The following is a 22,002-nucleotide window of genomic DNA, read 5'->3' on the forward strand; positions in this document are numbered from 1 at the left end:
GTGGTTTTAATCACGCGTGCAGCAACAAGTGGTTGTCCCAGAGACCGGCGGGTAACTCGAGCGGACGCATCGCGATCTTTTCCTGGCGGCAGTCATAATGCCGGCAGCGGCCTTGGCCGGAGGTAACGACGAAACCATCTTCTACCGCACCGACGCCTGCACAGTCGGGTAGGGGCGCGTCCAGGCGCAAGCCACCGCTGTCTAAATCCCAGATGAAGAAGCGGTTACCGCGTGGCGCTGTAAGCGCGACCAGCCGTAGCGTACTGTGTACAGCGACGCTAGCGGTGTATTGCGCCATTGCCTGTCGTTGAGCCTCAGCGACAGGGAAAGCCTCAAAAGCCTGGCCAGGCCGCTTGATACCCAACAAAGCTGCCGGGTCAAGGCTGCCCCCCATGTATTGCTGACAGGCCAGGACGGTACCGTCTTCGGCAATCGCCAGGTGGCGGATACTGTTCATCTGCAGGTCCAGTATTTCCTTGGAAATCAGCTCGCCATTGCGGTGCATCAGAACCAGACTGGGCTCCATCGCATCCAGATTCATCTCTACACGGCTTTCGGCTTCAGTCCGAATACCGCCATTGGCGATTACGAAGGTTTCCCCGTCGGGCATCCAGACAACCTCATGCGGGCCCAGACCATGGGTGCTGAGTTCGCCTTCGCGCACTAACTGCGAACCATCGAAACGATAGCAGCTTAATAACCCACGACCTGGGTCGCTCGTGTCGTTCTCTGTGGCATAAAACCACTCGCCTGTTCCATGAAAGACGCCATGCCCATAGAAGTGACGATAGCGGGGTGAATCCAATGTTTGTACAAGACGTCCGCTACGTAGGTCTATCAGATAGCTTTGCGTGCCAGGCCGGCGTGCTACAAATACCGCGAGAGGCTCTACGGGATGTGTGACGATGGCATGGCACCGCTGAGGTACGGGCGTCATGAAGACTTGTGAGCCATCCAGACGATAGCCGACCGCATAGTGACGGCCCTCCACATCATCGCGTGCAGAAAGCAGCAGTGGCTCATTTTGACCGGGCCCCAGCGTCCAGCGACCCAGACGACGTAAACCGTGCAACAAAGAAGAAAAAGGCATGGCAGGGCCTCGCGATCAGTCGCCGTCGTTGGCATTGAACCCTAGCTGGATCCCCAAGGCCTTGGCCAGCTCGCTTTCATGTAAACGATGCACGGTGTTCAGGCTGTCATAGAAAGCGTTGAGCTTAGCAATGCCGGTGGGCTCGGCCAGCCAGTACTGGAGCGATTGTTGCTGAAGCTCATCAAGGCGCGCCTTACTATCGGCATACGCGGAATCGATGCGTTCGGCCAAAGGCTTTTGTTCACTGGGAAGCAAGGTACGCAGGCCTCTGCCTTCCACACCGTTCCATAGCGCCTGAGCGCCGGCCAGGCTGGCGGCAATGCTCAGCAGCGAGGATTCGCTGCGCCAGGCTTCAGCTTGGAAGGGCTGGGGAATGCCTTTGCTTTGTCGACCTAGCGGTACACCCAGCTTCTTCTTCAGGCTATCCAGCGCTGTGACTTGCACACGTAGCAGGTCGGCGATCGCTTCCTGGGCGTCTGCGTAGCGCTGGTTTGGGAACTTGGATAACTGAGCCAGCATGCCGTCAGTTTCCTTCCACTTGGCCAAAATCGTCTGAGCCAGGGTTTGTTGATGTTCGCCGATAGCCATCAATAAGGGGCAATAGCGAGCTTTCTGCTCGGCATTGGCCAGTTCGATATTGCTGTCGAACAGGATGTACTCGTAGGCGGTTAGCCCCTGGACCACGACGCTGGCTTTGTCTAACGTGGACTTGTCGATCTGCGAGTTGGTTTTGAGCAGCTGCTCGACTTGGCGGGCCACCAGGTTTTTCTTGTCTGGGTAGAACTGTACCTGCCAAGCGGTATTATTCTCAGCGAGGGGGCCGATCAGTAAAGGTTGCAGTTCAGCCCAGGCTTTTTGTGCTGTGAAAAAGGCCGCACGTGCTTTTTCCAAGTCTTCCTGACCGGAGCAGAAGGCTATAGCACTGCTGGACAAAGCCCGGTCAGCATCGGCCCAGCGCGAGTAAGCCGGTAATAAGACCTGTTCGGCTAATGCCGCACTAGTTTGTGCCTGCGGATCCTGCGGGGAGCAGGCGCCCAGTACCAAGGCCAGGCCGGTCAACAGAAAACGGGGACGAAACATCCCTAGCTCCTTATAGCGAATTCAGAAAATCAAGCAGGGCCGAGCGCTCGCCGGCGTTAAAGTCCATTACCTTTTGTTTGGCTACTTCGGCTTCGCCGCCATGCCAGAGAATGGCCTCCAGCAGTGTACGCGCACGCCCGTCGTGCAAAAAATGTGTGTGGCCGCTGACGGTTTGTGTTAACCCAATGCCCCATAAGGGAGGGGTACGCCATTCTCGACCGCTGGCCAGAAATTCGGAGCGATTGTCAGCGAGTCCATCGCCCATGTCATGCAATAAAAGATCGCTGTAAGGATGAATTAACTGATTCGCCAGTTCCGGTTCGGCTGGCGTTGGTCCAGTTTTGAAACTAGGCACATGACAGGCAGGACAGCCAGCGGCGTAAAATAATGTCTTGCCCTTTAATACTTCAGGATTGTCGACCCCTCTGCGCATGGGGACACCCAGATTGCGGGTATAGAACAAGACCTGCTGGCGGATGTTGTTGCTAACTTCAGGCGTACCGCCCGTGGGCATCTGTTTACAAACAATTTGCGCGGGCGTGCAGTCGTCGTTATCAATCAAGCTGGTTGTAAGGCCCATATCGCCTGAAAAGGCGGTGGCGTTCTGCTGGTCTAATGTCGGTTGGCCTGCTTTCCAGCCAAAACGGCCAAGTACGGTCTTGTTCTCAACAAAGCTCCAGACATGATTGGCACGGCCCGAAATACCATCGCCATTAACATCTTCCGGGTCCGCATGGGCCAGGATTTCTTGCTCTGGAATGGCTTCCAGCAAGCCAAGGCCGATCATGGGAGGAGCGATACGAGCCGAGAAGCGGGTCTGCGAGTGAAAGGGACCATAGCCCAGGTTATCAATGCGCAGCTGCAGCTTTTGCAGTTCTACGACCGTCCCGTCTTTTAACATTATAGGAAGGTTCGAATAGTCGAAGCGCACCCGGCCTTCTGGTGTAACGCCTGGAGTGGCATTGTCCTGCAGCTGACCTCCATATACCGGTTCAGGTACTACACCCAGTGTCTTGAGGGTCTCGGCATCGCCCGGCCCTTCGGGTATGGACAAGCGGACCAGCATCGTAAAGGCATTGGTTGCATTCGGCCCCGGCGGATGGCCACGTCCGTCCTTCAGATGGCAGCTTTGGCAGGCGTTAATATTGAAGAGCGGTCCTAGTCCATCCCTCGCCGTGGTTGAGGAGGGCGCAATGACCCAGGGATTACGAAAGAAACTGTTGCCGACGCTAAAGTCCAGGCGCCGTTCCGGCGTTAGGTTGCCCGCTGGCAGGGAAAAGGCATTCACGCTTCTGTCATTGACGCTGGCAGTGCCCCCTGATAATGCTTCACCCGGTTCGGCATGAGTGAATGAGGGCGTCTTCGGATCACAGGCGCTTACCAGAAAAAAGCAGGCTAGCGTAGCGGTGCGTATAAGGGCAGTGTGCATCGGAACCTGTGCGGCATGTGAATACGTCGAAGCCACGACAAGCAACGCTCATCGTGGCTTCGGCATGCCCAACCGGTAAAGGGGGCCTTGGATCAGAACGCGTGATCGGCGTTATCAGGCTTCAGATCCTGGATGCCCAGTTTGGCGGCAGCCTGCTCGATAGAGCCGGTTTGCTTGACCAGCGCCTGAATAGCATCGCGAATCTTCTGCTGATCGGCGGTATTGTCTGGTGCGATCATCTGATCGTAATGCACACCGTCTTTTTCAGCGCGATCGACCAGGGCCTGTAGCTTGGCCTGTGTGTCGTCGAGGTTGGCTTTGAGTATGGCATCGGCCTGGGCATCAACCTTGGCGACCAGTTCAGACAGGCTAGGGCCTTTCACTTCAGTACCGTCGATGCGCTTATACTGGCCCAAATACACATTGCGGATGCCCAGGGCATCGTAGTACAGCGTGTGATGGGTGTCGTCGCTAAAGCAGTCATGCTCGTCTTCAGTAGAGTTGGCTTCCAGCGATACTTTCATGCGCTCGCCTGCCAATTCGCCCAACGACAGACTGCCCATGCCAAACAACATTTTGCGCAGGCCGTTCTCGCCGCTTTCCTCTTCCAGCGTGGCACGATAGTTATCGGCAACACCAGGTTTCCACTGATCAGCCATATACTCGAGATCGCTGACCAACAGATCGGTTACTGCTTTCAGGTAAGTCCGGCGACGGTCGCAGTGACCGCCGGTGCAATCGCTGCCTTCCAGGTAATCACTGGCGGGGCGGTTGCCAGCACCAGGGTCGGTACTGTTCAGATCCTGGCCCCAGAGCAGGAATTCGATAGCATGGTAGCCTGTGGCTACGTTGGCTTCGGAGCCGCCCAGCTCATTCAGGTCGGCCAGTTTTTCGCCGGTAATGTCCTTGACGTCCACCTTGTCCTCGCCCACTTGGATCTCTTCGTTGGCGATGATATTGGCGGCCGCGCCGGGGTTGCCTGTCGCATGTTGGTAGTCCGAGGCGACATAGTCGATCAAGCCTTCGTCCAGGGGCCAGGCATTAAGTTGACCTTCCCAGTCATCCACGACAGGGTTGCCGAAGCGGAACGCTTCCGACTGAGAGTAGGGGGTACGTGCGGCCAGCCAGGCTTCACGCGCTGCCTTTAGCGTCTCGTCGGAAGGAGCTGCAAGAAAAGCGTCTACAGCTTTCTGAAGATTTTGACCCGCCGTCAGAGCGTCACTGAATACGGCCTCGGCGATATCAGCATAGTTTTTAACAACGGCCTTGGCTGCCGCTTCATCCGGAGTTGCCGTCTGGGAAGCGGAGGGTGCGCTGGCGGCAGGCGTTACCGCCTGGTTAGCCGGGGCCTGTTCCTTTTTATCGTCACCACAGCCAGCCAGTGAAATGGCAATGGCGAGGAGGCTCACGCTCGCCCAATGCATACGGGTCATTCCGGAATCCTTTTCTGAAGTAGGGTGCTCGATTATCGAGCGCAGAAAAAAGCGGCGCTAATAATGCGAAAGATTTTCATTTTTGAAAACCCCAGCTTGAAGGGTTTCCTGAATGGCAGACACAGCGGTTGCCAAAAGAGGGTATCTAAAGCCTTGATACATAGGCTATGACAGAACTGAAAACAGGGCTCGGCATGAGCCGGGCCCTGTGGTAACGCAGATTAGGCTGCGAAGTTCTTCGCTACGAAATCCCAGCTCACGGTGTTCCAGAAGGACTCGAGGTACTTCGGACGCAGATTACGGTAGTCGATGTAATAGGCGTGCTCCCAGACATCGATGGTCAGCAGCGGTGTGTCGCCTGACGTAATGGGGTTGCCAGCGCCGATAGTGCTGGCCAGCGCCAGGGAGCCATCTGCTTTCTTGACCAGCCAAGCCCAGCCGGAACCAAAGGTGCCGATAGCCGTCTTGGTCAGTTCTTCCTTGAATTTATCAAAGGAGCCGAAAGCGGCATTGATGGCATCTGCCAGCGCACCGGTAGGCTGGCCGCCGCCATTAGGCGTCATGCAACTCCAATAGAACGTATGGTTCCAGACTTGCGCAGCGTTGTTGAAAATTGCGCCAGACGAAGTCTTGATGATGTCTTCAAGGCTTTTGCCTTCGTACTCGGTGCCTGGCACCAGATTATTCAGCGCAGTAACGTAGGTCTGATGGTGCTTGCCGTGGTGAAATTCCAGCGTCTCGGCGGAAATATGCGGTTCGAGTGCATTCTTTTCGTAAGGCAGCGGTGGCAATTCGAAAGCCATGGTTATCTCTCCATAATGTCTCATCAGGGCGTTGCGCGGCATAGCCGACCGATCAGGCGCCGGTCTGGCTCGCGGTTCGTCGAGTAGGACTCACTACCGCGGATGGGGATCATAGCACCCGCTTCGTTAGCTCGCCATGTAACGCCGGAGCGGATGAGTGATGGACGTTTAGATCACGAAATCACCTGGCGAATCAGGGGCAGAGCTGCCAGCAACATGGCGAGAGCAACGCCCAGGTCGATCAGTCGCCATACTTGGGGCTTGGCTAGGTAGGGCGCAAGCCGCGCGGAGCCGAGTGCCAGGCCAAGAAACCATAGCGCCGAAGCGCAAGCCGCACCCAGGACAAAAGCTGTTGGGACCGGCTGACGTATGCCAAGCGATCCGATCAGTAGAATCGTGTCGACATAAACATGCGGGTTGAGCAAAGTCACTGCCAGGGTAAGCAGTAGGGTTTTTCCCAGACGACGCGGTGCAGCGGCCTCACTATGCAGAGCTTGGGGACGCAACGCCCGGTGCAGAGCCAGCCCGCTATAGCCGAGTAAAAAGATAATACCAGCCCATAAAAGCAGAGTGGTTAATAGAGCACTTTTGGCAAGCAGGGTAGCCAAGCCGAAAACGCCAGCAGTGATCAGCAGGCTGTCACATAACAAGCAGAGCAAGGCAACCGCTAAATGGTGTTCGCGACGAAGGCCCTGGGCCAGTACAAAAGTATTTTGTGCGCCAACCGCAACAATAAGACCGGCCATGGTGAACAAGCCTGTCAGATAACTTTGCCACATGTTAGGCCTGCCTTGTTGTGCGTAATGGTGTAAGTACCCAGATGCGCTCAGCTTGCTTCGTAAGGCAGTCGTTCTGAGGGCACTCAGCCCTAGTCTCATCACGGCTTTTTATATGGTTTCCATGAGTCACTTGACTATGTTCCTGGTTTTCAAAGGCACCGTCCTTATAACGGTTTGCATGAAAGATTGGCCTCCTTTGAGAAAGACCGGTGATGAGACCAGTGAGGGTGGTCATAGCGCTTACCTTTTGCAATCAAGATTGGCGATTCTGGCAAGGAGAGCTATATAAGAGAAACGAATAATACTGATACTGCATTAGGAAAACTGATGTTTGATTACAAATTGTTGATGGCTCTGGCGACGGTAGTGGAGCAAGAGGGGTTCGAGCGGGCAGCATTGACATTGGGCCTTTCGCAATCGGCTATTTCGCAGCGAATTAAGCTTCTTGAGGCGCGGTTAGGCGAGCCAGTGTTGCTTCGGCAAAGTCCGCCGGTTCCAACTGCAGTAGGGCAACGCTTGCTTAACCACATCCAGCAGGTCCGTTTGCTTGAGGGGGATCTCAAGCGACAAGTGCCCACATTGGAAGATGGTACGCGGGAGCGATTACGTGTCGCGCTTAATGCCGATAGCCTGGCCACCTGGTGGGCTCCGGCCGTTAGCGCGTTCTGCCAAAAGTACGCGGTGCTGCTTGATCAGGTAGTAGAGGATCAGGATGTCGGACTCAAGCGCATGCGTGCAGGCGAAGTAGCCGGGTGTCTTTGCGGCAGTCCTCATCCAGTTGCCGGGGCCCGTGCCATTGCATTGGGGGCAATGCGATACCGCAGTGTAGCCAGTCCGGCATTCATAGAGACCTATCTGGATGGGGAGGTGACAGCCGAGCGGCTAGCGGGAGCGCCAGCCATCGTTTACGGGCCGGACGACCGCCTCCAACATCGTTTTATGGCACAGTTAGGGTTCGAAGGTGCTTTTTATCATCACCTTTGTCCATCGTCAGAAGGCTTTTTTCAGATGACGCTCAACGGGCTCGGCTGGGGGCTTTTGCCGGAATTACAGGCTCAGCAAGCCCGTGCACGCGGGGACCTGGTTGATCTATTGCCCGAACCCTACACGATTATCGATGTTCCGTTGTACTGGCATCATTGGCGCAACGGTGGTGAAATCCTGGCCGCCTTAACCCGGCATTTGATCGACCAGGCCGGACGCTGGTTAGTAGCGACTTGACGGAGATATTCGATGCGAATTCTGGTGACAGGTGCCAGTGAGTATATAGGGGCTCGGCTGGCCTTGGATCTGATGGCCAACAACCACTTGGTGCGTGTGCATGGGCAGCCGGGTCCCATGTTGGAGGCACTAGTCAAACAGGGAGCTGAGGCAGCTTCAGGATCCTTAGCGGAGGTGGAGCAGGCCCGTCGGCTCTGTGATGATGTGGATGCGGTCGCCCATTGTACCGATGCAGTCGGAACGCTTTCCGTGGCAGCGCTGGAGGCGAGCAGCACATTCATCGAGGCTTGCCTGCATATGCGTGTGTCCCGCCTGGTCTATGTTTCCTCAAGCAGGGTATACGAGCGAGGCGGGCAGGCTTTAAAAGAAGATCAGGCCCCCGACAAGCCGCGAACACTTGAGGCTCAGCGCCGGCTACAGGTCGAGCGCCTGGCCCTAACGGCCTCCGAGTTTGGTTTAGAGGTAATCGTATTGCGACCTGCCATGATTGTCGGTCTGCCAGATACTGTCTGGGCGCCGCGGTTGATAAGCCTGAATCGTCAAAAGCGGCTTCGTCTGCAGGGTAATGGCCTTAACCGCTGGGACTTCATTAGCATGAGTAACCTGTGCAAGGCCGTTGAACTAGCACTGCTAACCGAACACCCGGACGCCATGAATAAGGTGTATAACCTGAGCGAAGGGCAGTCGCAGCCGGTATGGGACGTGGTCAACTACCTCATGCGCCGACTTAAGCTTCCCATTCTTGGAGATAACGGCCCGCGCTTGTCAACGCGGAGCCTGCTAGCAGGCTGGGTGAGTGCATGGCGGCAGCGAGACCGGCAGGACGAGCCGGATCCGGTTTGGCTGATGACACGCGAGTTCACGCTTGATATCGCACGTGCCCAGGCGCTGTTGGACTATCACCCTCAGGGGTCGCTATGGAAAGCTCTGGATGAATACATTGAACACCGTTCCGCACGCCGCTAAAGCAGCACTGCCGTGTGTTTGGCATGGCTTGTATACTGGCCCGATAGAGTCCTGCCAGTTGGCTAACTCACTTTTCAGCCCATGAAGGTCTGCTATGCGCAACGATTCATTTGATGAATTCGATAATGTTCCCAGTCTGACGCCTGATAAGGATTTGAGTGAGGATTTTGGTCGTGGGCATGGTCGCAGTGCGCGTGGTCATCGCGAGGTATACCAGGATCAAGGAACTCCGGAAACGGTGGAGCCCCTGCGTGCTTCCCGTGGAACAGTGCCGGTAAAAGGCGCCAGTACCGGGCCGCTCTGGGCTCTGGTCGGGGCTATGGTGATCGCATTGGCGGGTCTGGGGTGGTGGAGTCATCAGCAGATCCAAATGATGCAGGAGCAGGTCGTAGCGACACAGGAGAACTTTGCTCGGATCAGTGAGGAAGCAGCCGGTCGGCTACAGGATATTTCCGGCAAGTTGATTTCTAGTGAGTCGAACGGTACCAGCTCGCGCGAAGCTCTCCTGTTGCAATTGAAAGGGATCGAAACCAGGCTGGCCGAGCTGACACGTCAACAGCAGGCAGCCGTGAATGCACAAAATGATCTCGACCGGCGTATCGACCAGCTCGTTACAGAGCTCAAGACGCAGCAGGCTGCATCGTCCGGGTTGGCTGAGCGTGTAACGGCTCTGACCAGTGAGCAGGCTGCGCTCAAGACAGCTCAAGGTGAGCTGAGTCGTTATGGTGAGCAAATCGAGGCGTTGGCCGCTCAGGACAAGAATCTACAGGCTGATATCGCAGCGCTTAAAAAACAGGGCAATCCCGCTAGTGCGATTCAGGAGCTGCAACAAGACCTGCTGGTCCTGCGTAGCGAACTGGATTCACGCAGCAGTGGCGGTGTTGATGCAGCAGTTTTCGATACGTTCAGAGTCCAGATGACACGTAATATCAGTACGATCCAGACGCAGCTGCAGAACATGCAGCAGCAGATCAATGCTCGTCGCTAATCAGAAAGCCCCGCCTGATGCGGGGCTTTTTATTGCCGATGCACTTATAGGCGCGGATAGTCGATATAGCCTACAGGGCCTGTTGTGTAAAAGGTTTCTGGACGCGGCTCGTTGAGCGCTGCGCCCTGCGCTGTACGTTGCGGCAGGTCGGGGTTCGCGATGAATGGAACTCCAAAAGCTATAGCATCGGCTTTGCCACTTTCTAGCCAGGCAGTAGCGCTCGCTTCGGTAAAGCGCTCGTTAGCAATGTAAACACCTCCAAAGGCCTGCTTGAGCTGCGGGCCTAAGCTATCTTGGCCTTCCGCTTCACGAGCACAGATGAAGGCAATGCCGCGCCGGCCTAATTCGTGGACTACGTAGCCAAACGTTTCGGCTGGGTTTTCATCGCCCATATCATGCAGGTCACAACGCGGGGAAAGATGCACGCCGACCCGGTCAGCACCCCAGACTTCGATACAGGCATCAGTAACGTCTAGCATCAGGCGGGCCCGGTTCTCCAGGGAACCGCCGTATTGATCGGTGCGCTGATTAGTACTGCTTTGCAGAAACTGATCTAAGAGATAGCCGTTTGCACCATGAACCTCTACACCGTCGAAACCTGCGGCTTTGGCATTTTCCGCACCCTTACGGAAGGCCGCAATAATCCCGGCGATCTCATCCGTTTCCAGAGCACGAGGGATAACGTACTCCTGCTTAGGGCGTACCAGACTCACATGTCCTTTTGCTGCGATAGCGCTAGGGGCGACCGGCTTTTCGCCATTGAGATACAGTGGAGCGGAAATCCGACCTACATGCCACAGTTGCAACATGATACGGCCCCCTGCCTTGTGTACGGCAGAGGTCACTTTCTTCCAGCCCTCGACTTGCTCATCAGACCAGATTCCCGGAGTGTTCGGGTAGCCTACGCCCATTGGGTCCACTGAGGTGGCTTCGCTCAGCGTCAGGCCAGCGCTGGCGCGCTGGGCATAGTACTCGACCATCAGATTGGTAGGAACACGCTGATTATCTGCCCGGCACCGGGTAAGCGGCGCCATGATAAAACGGTTTGGCAGTTCCAGCGCGCCAATAGTAATCGGGTCGAAAAGGGTGGGCATGGTAAGACTCCGTTTATCGAAAGGGATTAGCCAGCAACCAGCCCGCTTTTGCGTGCTTGGCTGAATGTCAGGTAAGTAAGCACAAGGGCAAGTAAGGCCAAAGCACTGGCAGCCAGAGGCACACGAGTCAGACCGAGCCCTTGGTCAATGACAACGCCGCCAACCCAGGCGCCCAGGGCATTGCCAACGTTGAAAGCCCCGATGTTCAGGGTTGAGACAAGATTAGGCGCCTCCTTGCCAAAGGTTACGACATTGATCTGCAGGGCTGGTACAGCGGCAAAGGCGACGGCAGCCCAAAGGAACAATGTGATTTCAGCGGGAATAAGCCCATGACTAGTCCAGGTCAGAGCCGCAGATACCAAGGCCAGGGCCGCGAAGATGCCTATCAGAGCAGTGGACAAACGCCAGTCCGCCAATCGTCCTCCGATAATGTTGCCAACCGTTAAACCAAGTCCGATCAATAGAAGCGTGCCGGTTATGCCTCGGGGCGACACGCCGGTCACTTGACCCAGTAGAGGGGCAATATAGGTGAACAAAGCAAACATAGAAGCTGAGAACAGGACGGTCATGCCCAATGACATCCAGAAGCCGGCTCCCTTGAGCGCTGCCATTTCACGCCGCAGGTCAGCCTTCTCCTGCTGGGCCTGTCCTGGCAGTACGGACCAGAGGCCTGCAAAGGCAACAATACCAAGTAGCGATACGGCCCAGAAAGTTGAGCGCCAGCCAGCCGACTGGCCGAGCGCCGTACCGAGAGGGACGCCTAAGACATTGGCCAGGGTCAGGCCTGTAAACATCAACGCAACTGCTGATGCGCGCTGGTTAGCAGGCACTAGACTAGCTGCCACTACGGAGCCAATACCAAAGAACGCGCCGTGGCAGAGTGCTGTAACAACCCGCGCCAACACAAGAATGTTGTAATCCGAAGCGGTAGCACATAGCACGTTACCGACGATGAAAATTCCCATCAAAGCCAGCAAGGCCCGTTTGCGGGGCCAGTTAGAGGTAGCCATGGCCATGAAGGGGGCGCCAATGGCTACACCGAGTGCATACCCACTGACCAGCCACCCTGCGGAAGGGATAGATATGCCCAGATCGTTGGCCACATTGGGCAAAAGACCCATGATGACAAATTCGGTGGTGCCGATAGCAAATGCGCTGAGTGCCAGCACAATTAATGAAGGTGGCATTACTGTTCCTGTATTCGAATGAGTAAGCGTTACAACTCGTTGCCGAGTCGTACAAGAAAGGCGCTAATAGTTTCTTCGTTTCGCGTATAGAACACCCACTGACCTACTCGGCGCGTCGTGACTAAGCCGGCACGTTGCAACACCGCTAGATGAGCGGATACCGTCGACTGTGATAAGCCGGTCTTCTGATCGATCAAGCCCGCGCAGACACCGATTTCGACCGGGTGGTCCTGCTGACTGAAGTGAGTGGCAGGGGCACGCAGCCAACCGAGTATTTGACGGCGGACAGGGTTGGCTAATGCCTTAAGAACGTCGTCTATATCCATGAGGTCATATCTTTACATCGCGATAAAACGAACCTTAGATCGTCAATTAACGATATTCAAGGCTGTACCTATTGCAGGGATGAATGGATCTCATAGGAATATTCTATGTATAAAAGCGGGAGGTTTGAGCGTAGGCCCTGTAAAACGTTTCGGCTCTGATTGGGTTTTTTAGAATCCACTACGCTTCATGACCAACCGCACCGTTTTGTAGATATGAATTGATTATTCCTTTTTATCCCGGTACACCACTCAGGCTGTTTTACCATGGGCATGTCCCTTGGTCTGATTGAACGGATTCTACAGGCTATCGGGACGTGCCCATGTTCATCTAATGCAGGCAACTCGGGATTCAGCCCAAGGCTTGCAGTGGTTCGTTCTATGTCTGGAGAAGTTCATGACGTCTATCAAGCGTCCTTTGATTGCAGCATTGGCCGGTGTTTTACTGGCTGGTTGTGCCTCTAACAACTCTTACGAGAACCAGGGCGGCACCGGTACTTCCCGTACTGCTACCTATGGTGGGATTGGAGCTCTTGCTGGTGCGGTCGCCGGAGCGGCAATCGATCACAATAATCGGGGCAAGGGTGCTCTGATCGGTGCAGCGGCAGTCGGTGCGGCAGCTGCGGGTTACGGCTACTATGCCGACCGGCAGGAAGCTGAGTTGCGTAGGCAAATGCAGAACACCGGGGTCGAAGTGCAAAGGCAAGGCGATGACATCAAGTTGATCATGCCTGGCAATATTACTTTTGCGACCGATTCGGCCGACATTTCCGGCAACTTTTATCAGCCCCTCAACAACCTGGCCAGCTCCTTTAAGCAGTTCAATCAGAACAGTATTGAGATTGTCGGCTATACCGATAGTACGGGCAGTCGTACACACAACATGGATTTGTCCAATCGGCGTGCCCAGAGCGTGGCGAACTACCTGATCGCTCAAGGTGTCGATGCTTCGCGGGTAAGTACGCGCGGCGCTGGACCGGACCAGCCTATTGCTTCCAATGTTACTCCGGACGGGCGTGCGCAGAACCGTCGTGTCGAGGTCAACTTGAGACCGTTGCCAGGAGCGACTACGGCCCCGGCGCAATAATAGGTGTGAATACTGCCACCACTCAGCGGAAAGGTGGCAGTATTCCACATGGTCAATTAAATGACGCTGTATTTCTGTTGTCTTGGGTAATAGGCTGTACCAGAACCATCATTTTGCTCACGGGAACGCACGCGGACTTGCGAAGTAAATAAAGGGGAGCTGTATTCAGTGCAGTACGAACTGAAAGGAGAAGATATGGATTATCCAGTTCCTAAGATCAATCAAGGTCCGGTGCTTCTGGTCGTTGATGACCGTATGGAAAACCTGCTAGCCATGCAGGCCTTGCTTGAGATAGGTGACTGGCGTGTTCTGACAGCCAACTCAGGCGAGCGGGCGCTTAAATGCCTGTTGGATGAACCCATTGATCTTGTACTGCTCGACGTTCAGATGCCAGTCATGGACGGCTTTGAAGTAGCTCGTATGATGCGTAGCAATCTGCGTACGCGTTTTACTCCCATTATTTTCGTATCGGCTGAAGCGCATTCCTACGAGGCCGTGTTACGAGGCTATGCCACCGGTGCCGTAGACTATCTGCTTAAGCCGGTCGACCCTAATATTCTTCGGCATAAGGTCAGATCCCTGCTAGAGCATGAGCGTAACCGACGTGAATTACTGCAATTGAGCCAACAACTTGAGTTGGCCAAGGCCTTTAGTGATTCGCTACTCGATAATGCAGCTGAAGGGATTCTGGTCGTCAATGAACAGGGACTGATTACGTTCGCTAATGCCGCCATAGCACGAATGCTCAAGCGCAACATCAGTGATCTGGTCAATTCTGAATTCCTGCATCATTTGAACAGCCCTGAGCTAGGGGATACGTGGCTCGGGTCTACCTTTATGGAGCACTACGATAAACGGGAAACCTATCGGGTACACGATGCGATGCTAAAGACTGCGCGTGGCGGTACGTTACCTGTCACCTTGTCCTGTGCACCCTTACCCCGCTTACAGCGGGCTATGGTAGTAATTGCGCTGGATATGTCGATGATGCGCGAGCTTCAGGATCAGCTTGAGTCTCAAGCGGTGACCGACGCGTTGACCGGGCTACTCAATCGTCGCGGTTTCAACCAGACACTAGAGGCTGCGCTGGCGCGGACCGGGCGCAACGGCAAGCGCATGGCCGTGCTTTATATCGATCTGGACGGCTTCAAGAAGGTTAACGATTCGCTGGGCCATGAAGCAGGTGATCGAGTGTTGTGCATGGTCGCTGAACAGCTCAAGACCTGCATGCGTCCCTACGACATACTTGCTCGTATGGGGGGCGACGAATTCACGGCGCTGCTCGACACGCTGGACCATTTTGAAGATGCGGCTCGGGTTGCGGAAAAGCTATTAGAGCTGATGACGCGAACGCACAGCATCGATGGAATGGAAATTAGCTTGGGCGCGAGTATTGGTATCGCCAGTTACCCAGAGTGCGGACACAGTGTCGACGGCTTGTTGCGCTCGGCGGATATCGCCATGTACGAGGCCAAGCGGGGAGGGCGGCAACAATACCGATTCTTTTCTCCAGAGATGAACGGCCGCGCACGCTCTCGGCTCATGCTGGAAGAAAGCGTGCGTAACGCCATCGATAACAAGGATTTCGTGCTGGCCTACCAGCCTCAGGTCTACCTGCGCACGGGCAAGCTACGTGGGTTCGAGGCCCTTCTGCGGTGGGAGCATAACGTCGCTGGCAAGGTCTCGCCGAATGTCTTCATTCCGCTTCTGGAGGAAACACGCCTGATCAACCGGATCGGCGACTGGATCTTTCGTGAAGGAGCTATGAAGTTGCGGTGCTTGTCCGAGACGTTTGGCAATGACCTCCTGCTTAGCATCAACCTTAGTCCAGTGCAATTTGGCATGCCGCAATTGGCGGAAAGCCTACGGCAGATCATCGACAGCTACGGCCTGCGGCCCGATCAGCTGGAAATCGAGGTGACTGAAACGGCTTTAATGCATGATATCGACTATACCCGTTCTCAACTGGCGCAATTACGTGCGCTTGGCGTGCGTACCGCAGTGGACGATTTTGGTACCGGTTATTCCTCTCTAGCCTACTTGCGCCATTTCGAGCTCGATACGTTGAAGATCGACCAGTTATTTATTGCCAATATGCTGGACTCGCCACGCGATGCGGCGATTGTTAGTACGATCCTGGAGTTGGGTCGTAATCTGGGCTTGGAAGTTATTGCCGAAGGAGTCGAGACTCTAGAACAGCGAGACTGGCTGATCGAGCATGGCTGCGAAATCATGCAGGGGTTTCTGGTTTCGAAGCCGCTTAATGCCGATGTTACTCAGGACTTCCCAAACCACGTGGACTGGTCTGCGCGCCAACCTGATCATACGATTTGAGCATTCGCTCCTACGATCAGGCGCTCTGCCTACTCAGGACGTCTGGCGCGGTTGATAGATAGCCTGATATGTCTGATCTATGGTCAGAGATAGTGGGGGCCGTTTCATCTTTTGCGCATGCTCTCCAGCCAATACTGTAAGTACAAGGAACTCGTCGTTTGCCTGTGGGCCTATAACCAAACGGTTAGGTTCAGGAGCAGTCATGCGCGTCTTTCTTTTGCTGTCGATGCTGGCCTTCAGCTCGCTGGCGCTTGCCGATTGGCAGGTAGATACAAGCTATTCCCGTGTCAGCTTCGTCAGTGTCAAACGAGGCGACATGGCCGACGTGCACTACTTTTCCGAAGTGACCGGTTTGATTGACCAGACCGGTCGGGTTCGTTTGGCATTACCCTTCGATTCTCTTGAAAACACTTTGGCACTTCAGGCCGAGCGGATGCGTGAGTTCGTTTTTAAGGCGGATCGCTTTCCAGAGGCCATTATTACCAGTCAGATCGACCCCTCGACGTGGGAGCAAATGCCAGTAGACGATATCCGTCAGCACAACCTTGATCTTGACCTTGAGCTCAATGGTCAGAAGCAGCGTCTCAAAGCCGAGGTTTCAATCAGCCGTCTGGGCGAGACACTAGTCCAGGTCAATACACTGCAGCCGGTTCTGGTCAAGGCAGTAGATTTCGATCTGCTCGAAGGACTGAAAAAGCTCGAAGAGGTTAGTAGCGTGTCCGGCATTGCACCGGAAGTACCTGTAAATGTGCTGCTGACGTTGCGTCAGGTTCCTTCACCCAGTTGATACGGGCAGTCAGGTGCACAACATGCCAAGAGCGGTTTATCCATGGCGAGAACATAACCAGTATACGTTGTTGGTTGATGGGAACCGGTTCTTTCCGGCAATGCTGGAATGTATCGAGCAAGCCCGGCATGCGATCGCTATTGAACTGTACCTTGTCGAGAAAGGGGCTTGTGCAACAACTTTGATGGAGGCGCTTATTCAAGCGGCGCAGCGTGGCGTAGCAGTGCACTGTCTATTAGATGGGTTCGGTACGCTGCGTATGGATGATACGCATCGTCAGCGATTGGAGGCAGCAGGCGGGCATGTACGCCGATATAACCCGGTAGGTCTGACGCATGGCTGGCGTAACCTCTATCGAGACCACCGTAAATTACTGGTTGTGGACGAGCAGATTGCGTTCGTAGGTGGCAGTGGTGCTACTAACGAATTCTGGGCACCTGGTGAAGAGATATGCCAGTGGCATGAGGTCATGGTACGTATTACCGGCCCTCTCGTTGCTGACTGGCTCAGCCTGTTCCAGCGGCAATGGCAGGCTACGTGCAGCCGTCGCGCCTGGAAGCCACAGGCGAGTCGAGGGCGTGTCCAGTTGCCAACGCCACCCACAGCAACACAGGGCCTGGGCCGAGTGGCCTATGCCGATGCCCGACAGCATCGAGATATTGTATTCTCGCTTGTGCGTGCTCTTATTGGTGCGCGGGAGCGGATTTGGTTGGCCACGCCGTATTTTCTTCCTTCCTGGCGTGTGCGCGGTGCTTTGCGCAAGGCGGCGAAAAGAGGTGTGGACGTACGACTCATCCTGACCGGACGGCATACCGATAACCCCCCTGTGCGGTTCGCCGGACAGCGCTACTACCCAAGACTACTTAAAGCTGGCGTACGAATTTTTGAATACCAACCACGGTTTTCCCATTTGAAGATGGTACAGGTTGACGACTGGGTCAGCGTCGGCTCCTGCAATTTCGATTACTGGAACTTACGCTTCAATCTGGAGGCCAACCTCGAAGCTATCGATCCCACTCTTAGTCGCTCGGTCAGTGAGTGCTTTCTGGCAGATTTTCAGGAAAGTCGCGAGATCACGTTGCAAGACTGGTACAGGCGGCCATGGTGGAAGCGTGCCCGTGAGTGGTTGTGGGGAACATTGGATCGTCTGGTCCTAACAATACTGGGTAAGCGTCATTCATAAGTGCCCTAACGGATTTGCCGCTAAACTACGGCTTCTAGACTAGGACGTTTCATGCATACAGTACAAAAACAACGGTTTATCGGGCTTGAGTGGTTGCGTTTTCTTATGGGCCTGTACGTGGTTATTTACCACACCATTCATTTTTATCCCCAGCGGCAAACCATACCTTTGCTCGATGAGCTGACCAGCATGGGCTTTTTCGCCACCAGTACTTTCTTTGTGCTGTCAGGCTTTCTGTTGGCCCATGTCTATCTCACTGACAACAAAATGCGCGAGCCGGCTACAAGCTTTTGGGTAAAACGTTTTTCCAATCTGTATCCGATCCATATCTTTGCACTATTGTTTTCGATCATCATTGTGACCTGGATCCACTACATGGCTATTCCTCCAGACGGGGCGAAGGCCAGTGTCCGCTTTGTAATCTATGACACCAATGAAGTCCTGGCACGGACCCATCCAGAGCTGTTTCATCACTACATGTCCAATCTGGAGCTGGCGTTCAATGGTTTGCTCCAAGCCAGCATGCTACAGGCCTGGAATCCGTATTATCTGACATTCAATGCACCGCTCTGGTCCATCTCGGCACTGTTTTTCTTTTATCTGACGTTTCCCTTCCTGGCGCCGCGCCTGATGGCAGGTAAGCCATGGCGTCTGCTGCTCCTGGTCTGGGTGCTCTATCTTGTTCCGCCGGTTCTGGTGATCTGGAATCAGGATTACGGCATGCCTTATACGGGGCTCCTGCAGCGTGTCCCCTTATTGAGATTGCCCGAGTTTCTGGCCGGCATCATTCTCTATGGTCTGTTTCGTCAGCAGCAGAATGCTGGGCGGCTACCAGGCTCTGTAATTCGTGTGGGGCTGATCGCCTATCTGATTGTTAGCTTTGGTGTTGCTACGGCCTTGTTCACTCATGGGCCGAAGTTCTGGTACTTCCTGTTGCATAACGGCCTATTGCTGCCTTCGCAGCTTATCCTGGTTTACCTCAGCGCCCTGGCAAGCGACCCGCGCAGTACCTGGTTACAGCACTGGTCTCCTCGGCTGGGTGCTGCCTCGCTGTCCATGTTTGCCCTGCATGTACCGTTGTCCGGGCTGTTCATGACAATGGAGAAATGGCTGGGTGGCGACGTACTGTTGTGTTTTGAGGATTGGGCGGGTTGCATCGACGCGGCAGGGCGTTATCAGAATTCTATCGCCTGGTATGGCGTGTTCCTGCTATTCGTGATTGGCGTGTGCCTGCTTTTTCAGGAACGGGCCGTAGCTCCGACGCGCAAATGGTTGATTGCTCGCTTCTTGCCCTGGGTAGAGCGCTATCAATCAAAGGCGTAACGCGTCGTTCTTACACGAGGGAACTGCGAACAGGCTAGCTGCTCGAACGTCAGGCTTACTCAACCCGGAAGGAGGCAGTCATGGCGGCGAAAAAGATACTTATGCTGGTAGGCGACTTCGTTGAAGATTATGAAGTCATGGTTCCGTTTCAAGCGTTGCAAATGGTTGGGCATCAAGTTGATGCGGTGTGCCCGGACAAGCGTGCAGGTGATACGGTCCAGACGGCTATCCATGACTTTACGGGAGAACAGACCTACAGCGAAAAGCTGGGTCATCGCTTTACCCTGAATGCCGACTTCGCTCAGGCTCAAGTCGAAGATTACGACGCCCTGCTGATTCCGGGTGGCCGGGCACCTGAATACCTACGTTTGAATGATCAGGTGCTGGAGCTGGTGCGTGGTTTCTTTCGGGCTAACAAGCCCGTGGCGGCGCTGTGTCATGGTCCGTTGATCCTGGCAGCTGCCGGTGTGTTGGAGGGAGGTGTCGAGTGCAACGCTTATCCAGCCTGTGCGCCAGACGTACGAGGCGGGGGCGGTCAATACATCGAGCTGCCCTTGGATGGCGCTCATGTCAGTGGTCGTTTAGTAACCGGGCCGGTCTGGACGGCACATGTAGAGTGGCTGCGTAAGTTTCTCGATGTGTTAGACACGCGAATCGAACTATAACGGCAAGTCCCTCATTTCATAGAGAGCCCAATTCCTGGATCAATTTAAGGTTAGATACCAGAGTTCCCGTTCGTCGCCGACGAAGATGTCGTGCTCAAGCGGAGCGTTTATCGTACGCTCCGCTTTTTTTTGAGGTGTCTGTGAAGTCGGTTTTATTCTTATGGCTGAGCCTGTGGACGCTAGTGAGCATGGCGTCTTCCGAGGAGCGCGTTTATCTCGTGGTAAATGGACAATACGGCGATTCGAATCTAGGACTCGTCCTGTTTTTATACGAGCCTTCCATTACTACGCTGGAAGCCTGTCAAGCGGCTCGTGTGCAAGGGCTGCGGGATCGTATCTGGATGCATTACACGCATCGACTGGCACGTGAACGTATCAAGGGGTTTACGGTTCAGCTGAACTACCAGTGCGCCAGGAGCAGCCAAGTGCTAGAACCTTGGTACGAAAAAGACTTCTATGATCTTGTTTATCTGATCCGGGTGGATGCCAATGCTCGGCTTACCTTGCGTCCTTTCGAAAATCAGGCAGCCTGCCAGTATGCGTTGAGACAGTTACCGGAACCGCAACAGGCGGGTTATCGCTGTGCGCGAAGCAATCAGTATTTGCTGTAACCGTAAAGAGAAATAAAAGCCGAAACAAAAAGGCCTGGCGTATGGCCAGGCCTTCAGGCAGTAAAGCGGATTACTGCACTTCAACCGCCAGACTCTCGGCGATTTTCTTTTGCCAGATCGCCGGGCCAGTCTGGTGGACTGACTCGCCATTGGTATCGACTGCGACGGTCACGGGCATGTCTTTGACCTCGAACTCATAAATCGCTTCCATGCCCAGTTCGGGGAAGGCCAGCGTTTTTGAGCCCTTGATCGCCTGAGCCACCAGGTAGGCGGCGCCACCTACAGCCATCAGATAAACAGCCTTGTTATCCTTGATCGCTTCGATGGCGATTGGGCCGCGTTCGGACTTGCCGATCATGCCCAAGAGGCCGGTCTGCTCAAGGATCTGACGGGTAAACTTGTCCATGCGGGTCGCTGTAGTAGGGCCGGCTGGGCCTACAACTTCATCACCGACTGGATCGACCGGGCCAACGTAGTAAATGAAGCGGCCTTTAAGATCTACCGGCAAGGTCTCGCCCTTGTTTAGCATATCCACCATACGCTTGTGCGCGGCGTCACGACCAGTCAGCATTTTGCCGTTGAGCAGCAGGGTCTCGCCCGGCTTCCAGCTCAACACTTCTTCCGGCGTCACGGTGTCCAGGTTCACGCGGCGTGCAGACGGACCGGCCTCCCAGACGATTTCTGGATAAGCGTCCAGTGGCGGTGCTTCCAGGGCAGCAGGGCCGGAGCCATCCAGAATGAAATGGGCGTGGCGGGTAGCGGCGCAGTTGGGGATCATGCACACCGGCAAGGACGCGGCATGGGTCGGATAATCCTTGATCTTGACGTCCAGGACCGTAGTCAGGCCGCCCAGCCCCTGAGCGCCAATACCCAGCTGGTTAACTTTCTCGAACAGCTCCAGACGCAGCTCCTCGATACGGCTTTGCGGGCCGCGGGCTTTCAGCTCATGGATATCGATTTCTTCCATGAGGGATTCTTTGGCCAGTACAGCTGCTTTTTCCGCGGTACCGCCAATGCCAATACCGAGCATGCCTGGCGGGCACCAGCCAGCGCCCATGGTCGGAACGGTTTTCAGAACCCAGTCTACAATCGAGTCAGATGGGTTGAGCATGGCCATCTTCGATTTGTTTTCGGAACCGCCGCCCTTGGCTGCAACGTCTACTTCGACCTTGCCGCCGGGAACGATGCTGTAATGAATAACAGCTGGAGTGTTGTCTTTGGTGTTCTTTCGCGCACCGGCCGGGTCGGCCAGGATAGAGGCACGCAGGACATTTTCCGGCAGGTTATAGGCGCGGCGCACGCCTTCATTGATCATATCGTCCAGGCTCATGGTGGCGCCATCCCAGCGAACGTCCATACCAACCTTGACGAATACGGTCACGATGCCGGTGTCCTGACAGATCGGACGATGGCCGGTAGCACACATGCGCGAATTGATCAGAATCTGAGCAATCGAATCACGTGCGGCAGCCGACTTCTCGCGCAAATAGGCCTCATGCATGGCCTGAATGAAATCGACGGGGTGGTAATAGGAAATGAACTGCAAGGCGTCGGCGACGCTTTGGATCAGGTCATCCTGCTTGATCACGGTCATGTACGCGCTCCTTATAAGGCTATCA

At 55.0% G+C, this 22,002-nt stretch carries 20 protein-coding genes; 10 read left to right on the top strand and 10 right to left on the bottom strand.

All coding sequences use genetic code 11. From position 1 onward, the window contains the following. Positions 1 to 10: 10 nt before the first annotated feature. The 6 genes from IQ22_RS01035 to IQ22_RS01060 all read right to left on the bottom strand — a co-directional run bounded on the left by IQ22_RS01035 (position 11) and on the right by IQ22_RS01060 (position 6,614). Positions 11 to 1,090: a DUF1513 domain-containing protein gene (locus tag IQ22_RS01035; RefSeq protein WP_145136711.1), complete on the bottom strand. Its 1,080-nt coding sequence runs from the start codon at positions 1,088 to 1,090 to the stop codon at positions 11 to 13. Positions 1,091 to 1,105: 15 nt separating this feature from the next. After that, the gene (locus tag IQ22_RS01040; RefSeq protein WP_145136714.1) at positions 1,106 to 2,170 is read right to left on the bottom strand and encodes an imelysin family protein; all 1,065 of its coding nucleotides are present in this window, start codon (positions 2,168 to 2,170) and stop codon (positions 1,106 to 1,108) included. Positions 2,171 to 2,180: 10 nt separating this feature from the next. Continuing rightward, positions 2,181 to 3,599: a di-heme oxidoreductase family protein gene (locus tag IQ22_RS01045; protein ID WP_145136716.1), complete on the bottom strand. Its 1,419-nt coding sequence runs from the start codon at positions 3,597 to 3,599 to the stop codon at positions 2,181 to 2,183. Between the two features lie 92 nt (positions 3,600 to 3,691). Continuing rightward, entirely contained in the window at positions 3,692 to 5,032 is a 1,341-nt protein-coding gene (locus IQ22_RS01050) for an imelysin family protein (RefSeq protein WP_145136718.1), read from the bottom strand. A gap of 221 nt (positions 5,033 to 5,253) precedes the next feature. Next, entirely contained in the window at positions 5,254 to 5,835 is a 582-nt protein-coding gene (locus IQ22_RS01055) for a superoxide dismutase (RefSeq protein WP_145136721.1), read from the bottom strand. Positions 5,836 to 6,008: 173 nt separating this feature from the next. Further along, positions 6,009 to 6,614, bottom strand: coding sequence for a LysE/ArgO family amino acid transporter (locus tag IQ22_RS01060; protein WP_145136724.1), 606 nt, complete (start codon positions 6,612 to 6,614; stop codon positions 6,009 to 6,011). A gap of 327 nt (positions 6,615 to 6,941) precedes the next feature. On the opposite strand from IQ22_RS01060, the gene IQ22_RS01065 reads away from it, so the two are divergent. The 3 genes from IQ22_RS01065 to IQ22_RS01075 all read left to right on the top strand — a co-directional run bounded on the left by IQ22_RS01065 (position 6,942) and on the right by IQ22_RS01075 (position 9,789). Further along, on the top strand, positions 6,942 to 7,835 hold the full coding sequence (locus IQ22_RS01065; RefSeq protein ID WP_145136727.1) for a LysR family transcriptional regulator ArgP: 894 nt from the start codon (positions 6,942 to 6,944) through the stop codon (positions 7,833 to 7,835). 12 nt (positions 7,836 to 7,847) lie between these two features. Further along, positions 7,848 to 8,801: an NAD-dependent epimerase/dehydratase family protein gene (locus IQ22_RS01070; protein WP_145136730.1), complete on the top strand. Its 954-nt coding sequence runs from the start codon at positions 7,848 to 7,850 to the stop codon at positions 8,799 to 8,801. A 94-nt stretch (positions 8,802 to 8,895) separates the two neighbouring features. Further along, a complete protein-coding gene (locus IQ22_RS01075; RefSeq protein ID WP_145136733.1) occupies positions 8,896 to 9,789 on the top strand; it encodes a coiled-coil domain-containing protein in 894 nt (297 codons plus the stop codon). A gap of 44 nt (positions 9,790 to 9,833) precedes the next feature. Here IQ22_RS01075 and IQ22_RS01080 read toward each other — a convergent pair whose 3' ends face one another. The 3 genes from IQ22_RS01080 to IQ22_RS01090 are packed head-to-tail and all read right to left on the bottom strand — an operon-like array spanning position 9,834 to position 12,396. After that, on the bottom strand, positions 9,834 to 10,883 hold the full coding sequence (locus IQ22_RS01080) for an alkene reductase (protein WP_145136736.1): 1,050 nt from the start codon (positions 10,881 to 10,883) through the stop codon (positions 9,834 to 9,836). A gap of 26 nt (positions 10,884 to 10,909) precedes the next feature. Further along, positions 10,910 to 12,070, bottom strand: a complete 1,161-nt coding sequence (locus tag IQ22_RS01085; RefSeq protein ID WP_145136739.1) for an MFS transporter — start codon at positions 12,068 to 12,070, stop codon at positions 10,910 to 10,912. 29 nt (positions 12,071 to 12,099) lie between these two features. Then, positions 12,100 to 12,396, bottom strand: a complete 297-nt coding sequence (locus IQ22_RS01090) for an ArsR/SmtB family transcription factor (protein WP_145136742.1) — start codon at positions 12,394 to 12,396, stop codon at positions 12,100 to 12,102. Positions 12,397 to 12,790: 394 nt separating this feature from the next. On the opposite strand from IQ22_RS01090, the gene IQ22_RS01095 reads away from it, so the two are divergent. The 7 genes from IQ22_RS01095 (at position 12,791) to IQ22_RS01125 (ending at position 20,383) form a co-directional block, all read left to right on the top strand. Continuing rightward, positions 12,791 to 13,480 carry a YiaD family glycine zipper/OmpA-like lipoprotein gene (locus tag IQ22_RS01095; RefSeq protein WP_145136745.1) on the top strand — a complete coding sequence of 230 codons (690 nt, stop codon included), beginning with the start codon at positions 12,791 to 12,793 and terminating at the stop codon, positions 13,478 to 13,480. Positions 13,481 to 13,675: 195 nt separating this feature from the next. Further along, positions 13,676 to 15,814, top strand: a complete 2,139-nt coding sequence (locus IQ22_RS01100) for a putative bifunctional diguanylate cyclase/phosphodiesterase (RefSeq protein ID WP_145136748.1) — start codon at positions 13,676 to 13,678, stop codon at positions 15,812 to 15,814. Between the two features lie 202 nt (positions 15,815 to 16,016). Further along, positions 16,017 to 16,601: a YceI family protein gene (locus IQ22_RS01105; protein ID WP_145136751.1), complete on the top strand. Its 585-nt coding sequence runs from the start codon at positions 16,017 to 16,019 to the stop codon at positions 16,599 to 16,601. 22 nt (positions 16,602 to 16,623) lie between these two features. Then, entirely contained in the window at positions 16,624 to 17,784 is a 1,161-nt protein-coding gene (locus tag IQ22_RS01110) for a phospholipase D-like domain-containing protein (protein WP_145136754.1), read from the top strand. 51 nt (positions 17,785 to 17,835) lie between these two features. Further along, positions 17,836 to 19,107, top strand: a complete 1,272-nt coding sequence (locus tag IQ22_RS01115; RefSeq protein ID WP_145136757.1) for an acyltransferase family protein — start codon at positions 17,836 to 17,838, stop codon at positions 19,105 to 19,107. Positions 19,108 to 19,187: 80 nt separating this feature from the next. Beyond that, positions 19,188 to 19,772, top strand: a complete 585-nt coding sequence (locus tag IQ22_RS01120) for a DJ-1/PfpI family protein (protein WP_145136760.1) — start codon at positions 19,188 to 19,190, stop codon at positions 19,770 to 19,772. Between the two features lie 188 nt (positions 19,773 to 19,960). Continuing rightward, positions 19,961 to 20,383, top strand: coding sequence for a hypothetical protein (locus IQ22_RS01125; RefSeq protein WP_145136763.1), 423 nt, complete (start codon positions 19,961 to 19,963; stop codon positions 20,381 to 20,383). 70 nt (positions 20,384 to 20,453) lie between these two features. On the opposite strand, the gene IQ22_RS01130 is transcribed toward IQ22_RS01125, so the two are convergent. After that, positions 20,454 to 21,977: a fumarate hydratase gene (locus IQ22_RS01130; protein WP_145136766.1), complete on the bottom strand. Its 1,524-nt coding sequence runs from the start codon at positions 21,975 to 21,977 to the stop codon at positions 20,454 to 20,456. Positions 21,978 to 22,002 lie beyond the last annotated feature (25 nt).

The sequence above is a fragment of the Pseudomonas duriflava genome, assembly GCF_007830155.1.
GTDB classification, from domain to species: domain Bacteria; phylum Pseudomonadota; class Gammaproteobacteria; order Pseudomonadales; family Pseudomonadaceae; genus Chryseomonas; species Chryseomonas duriflava.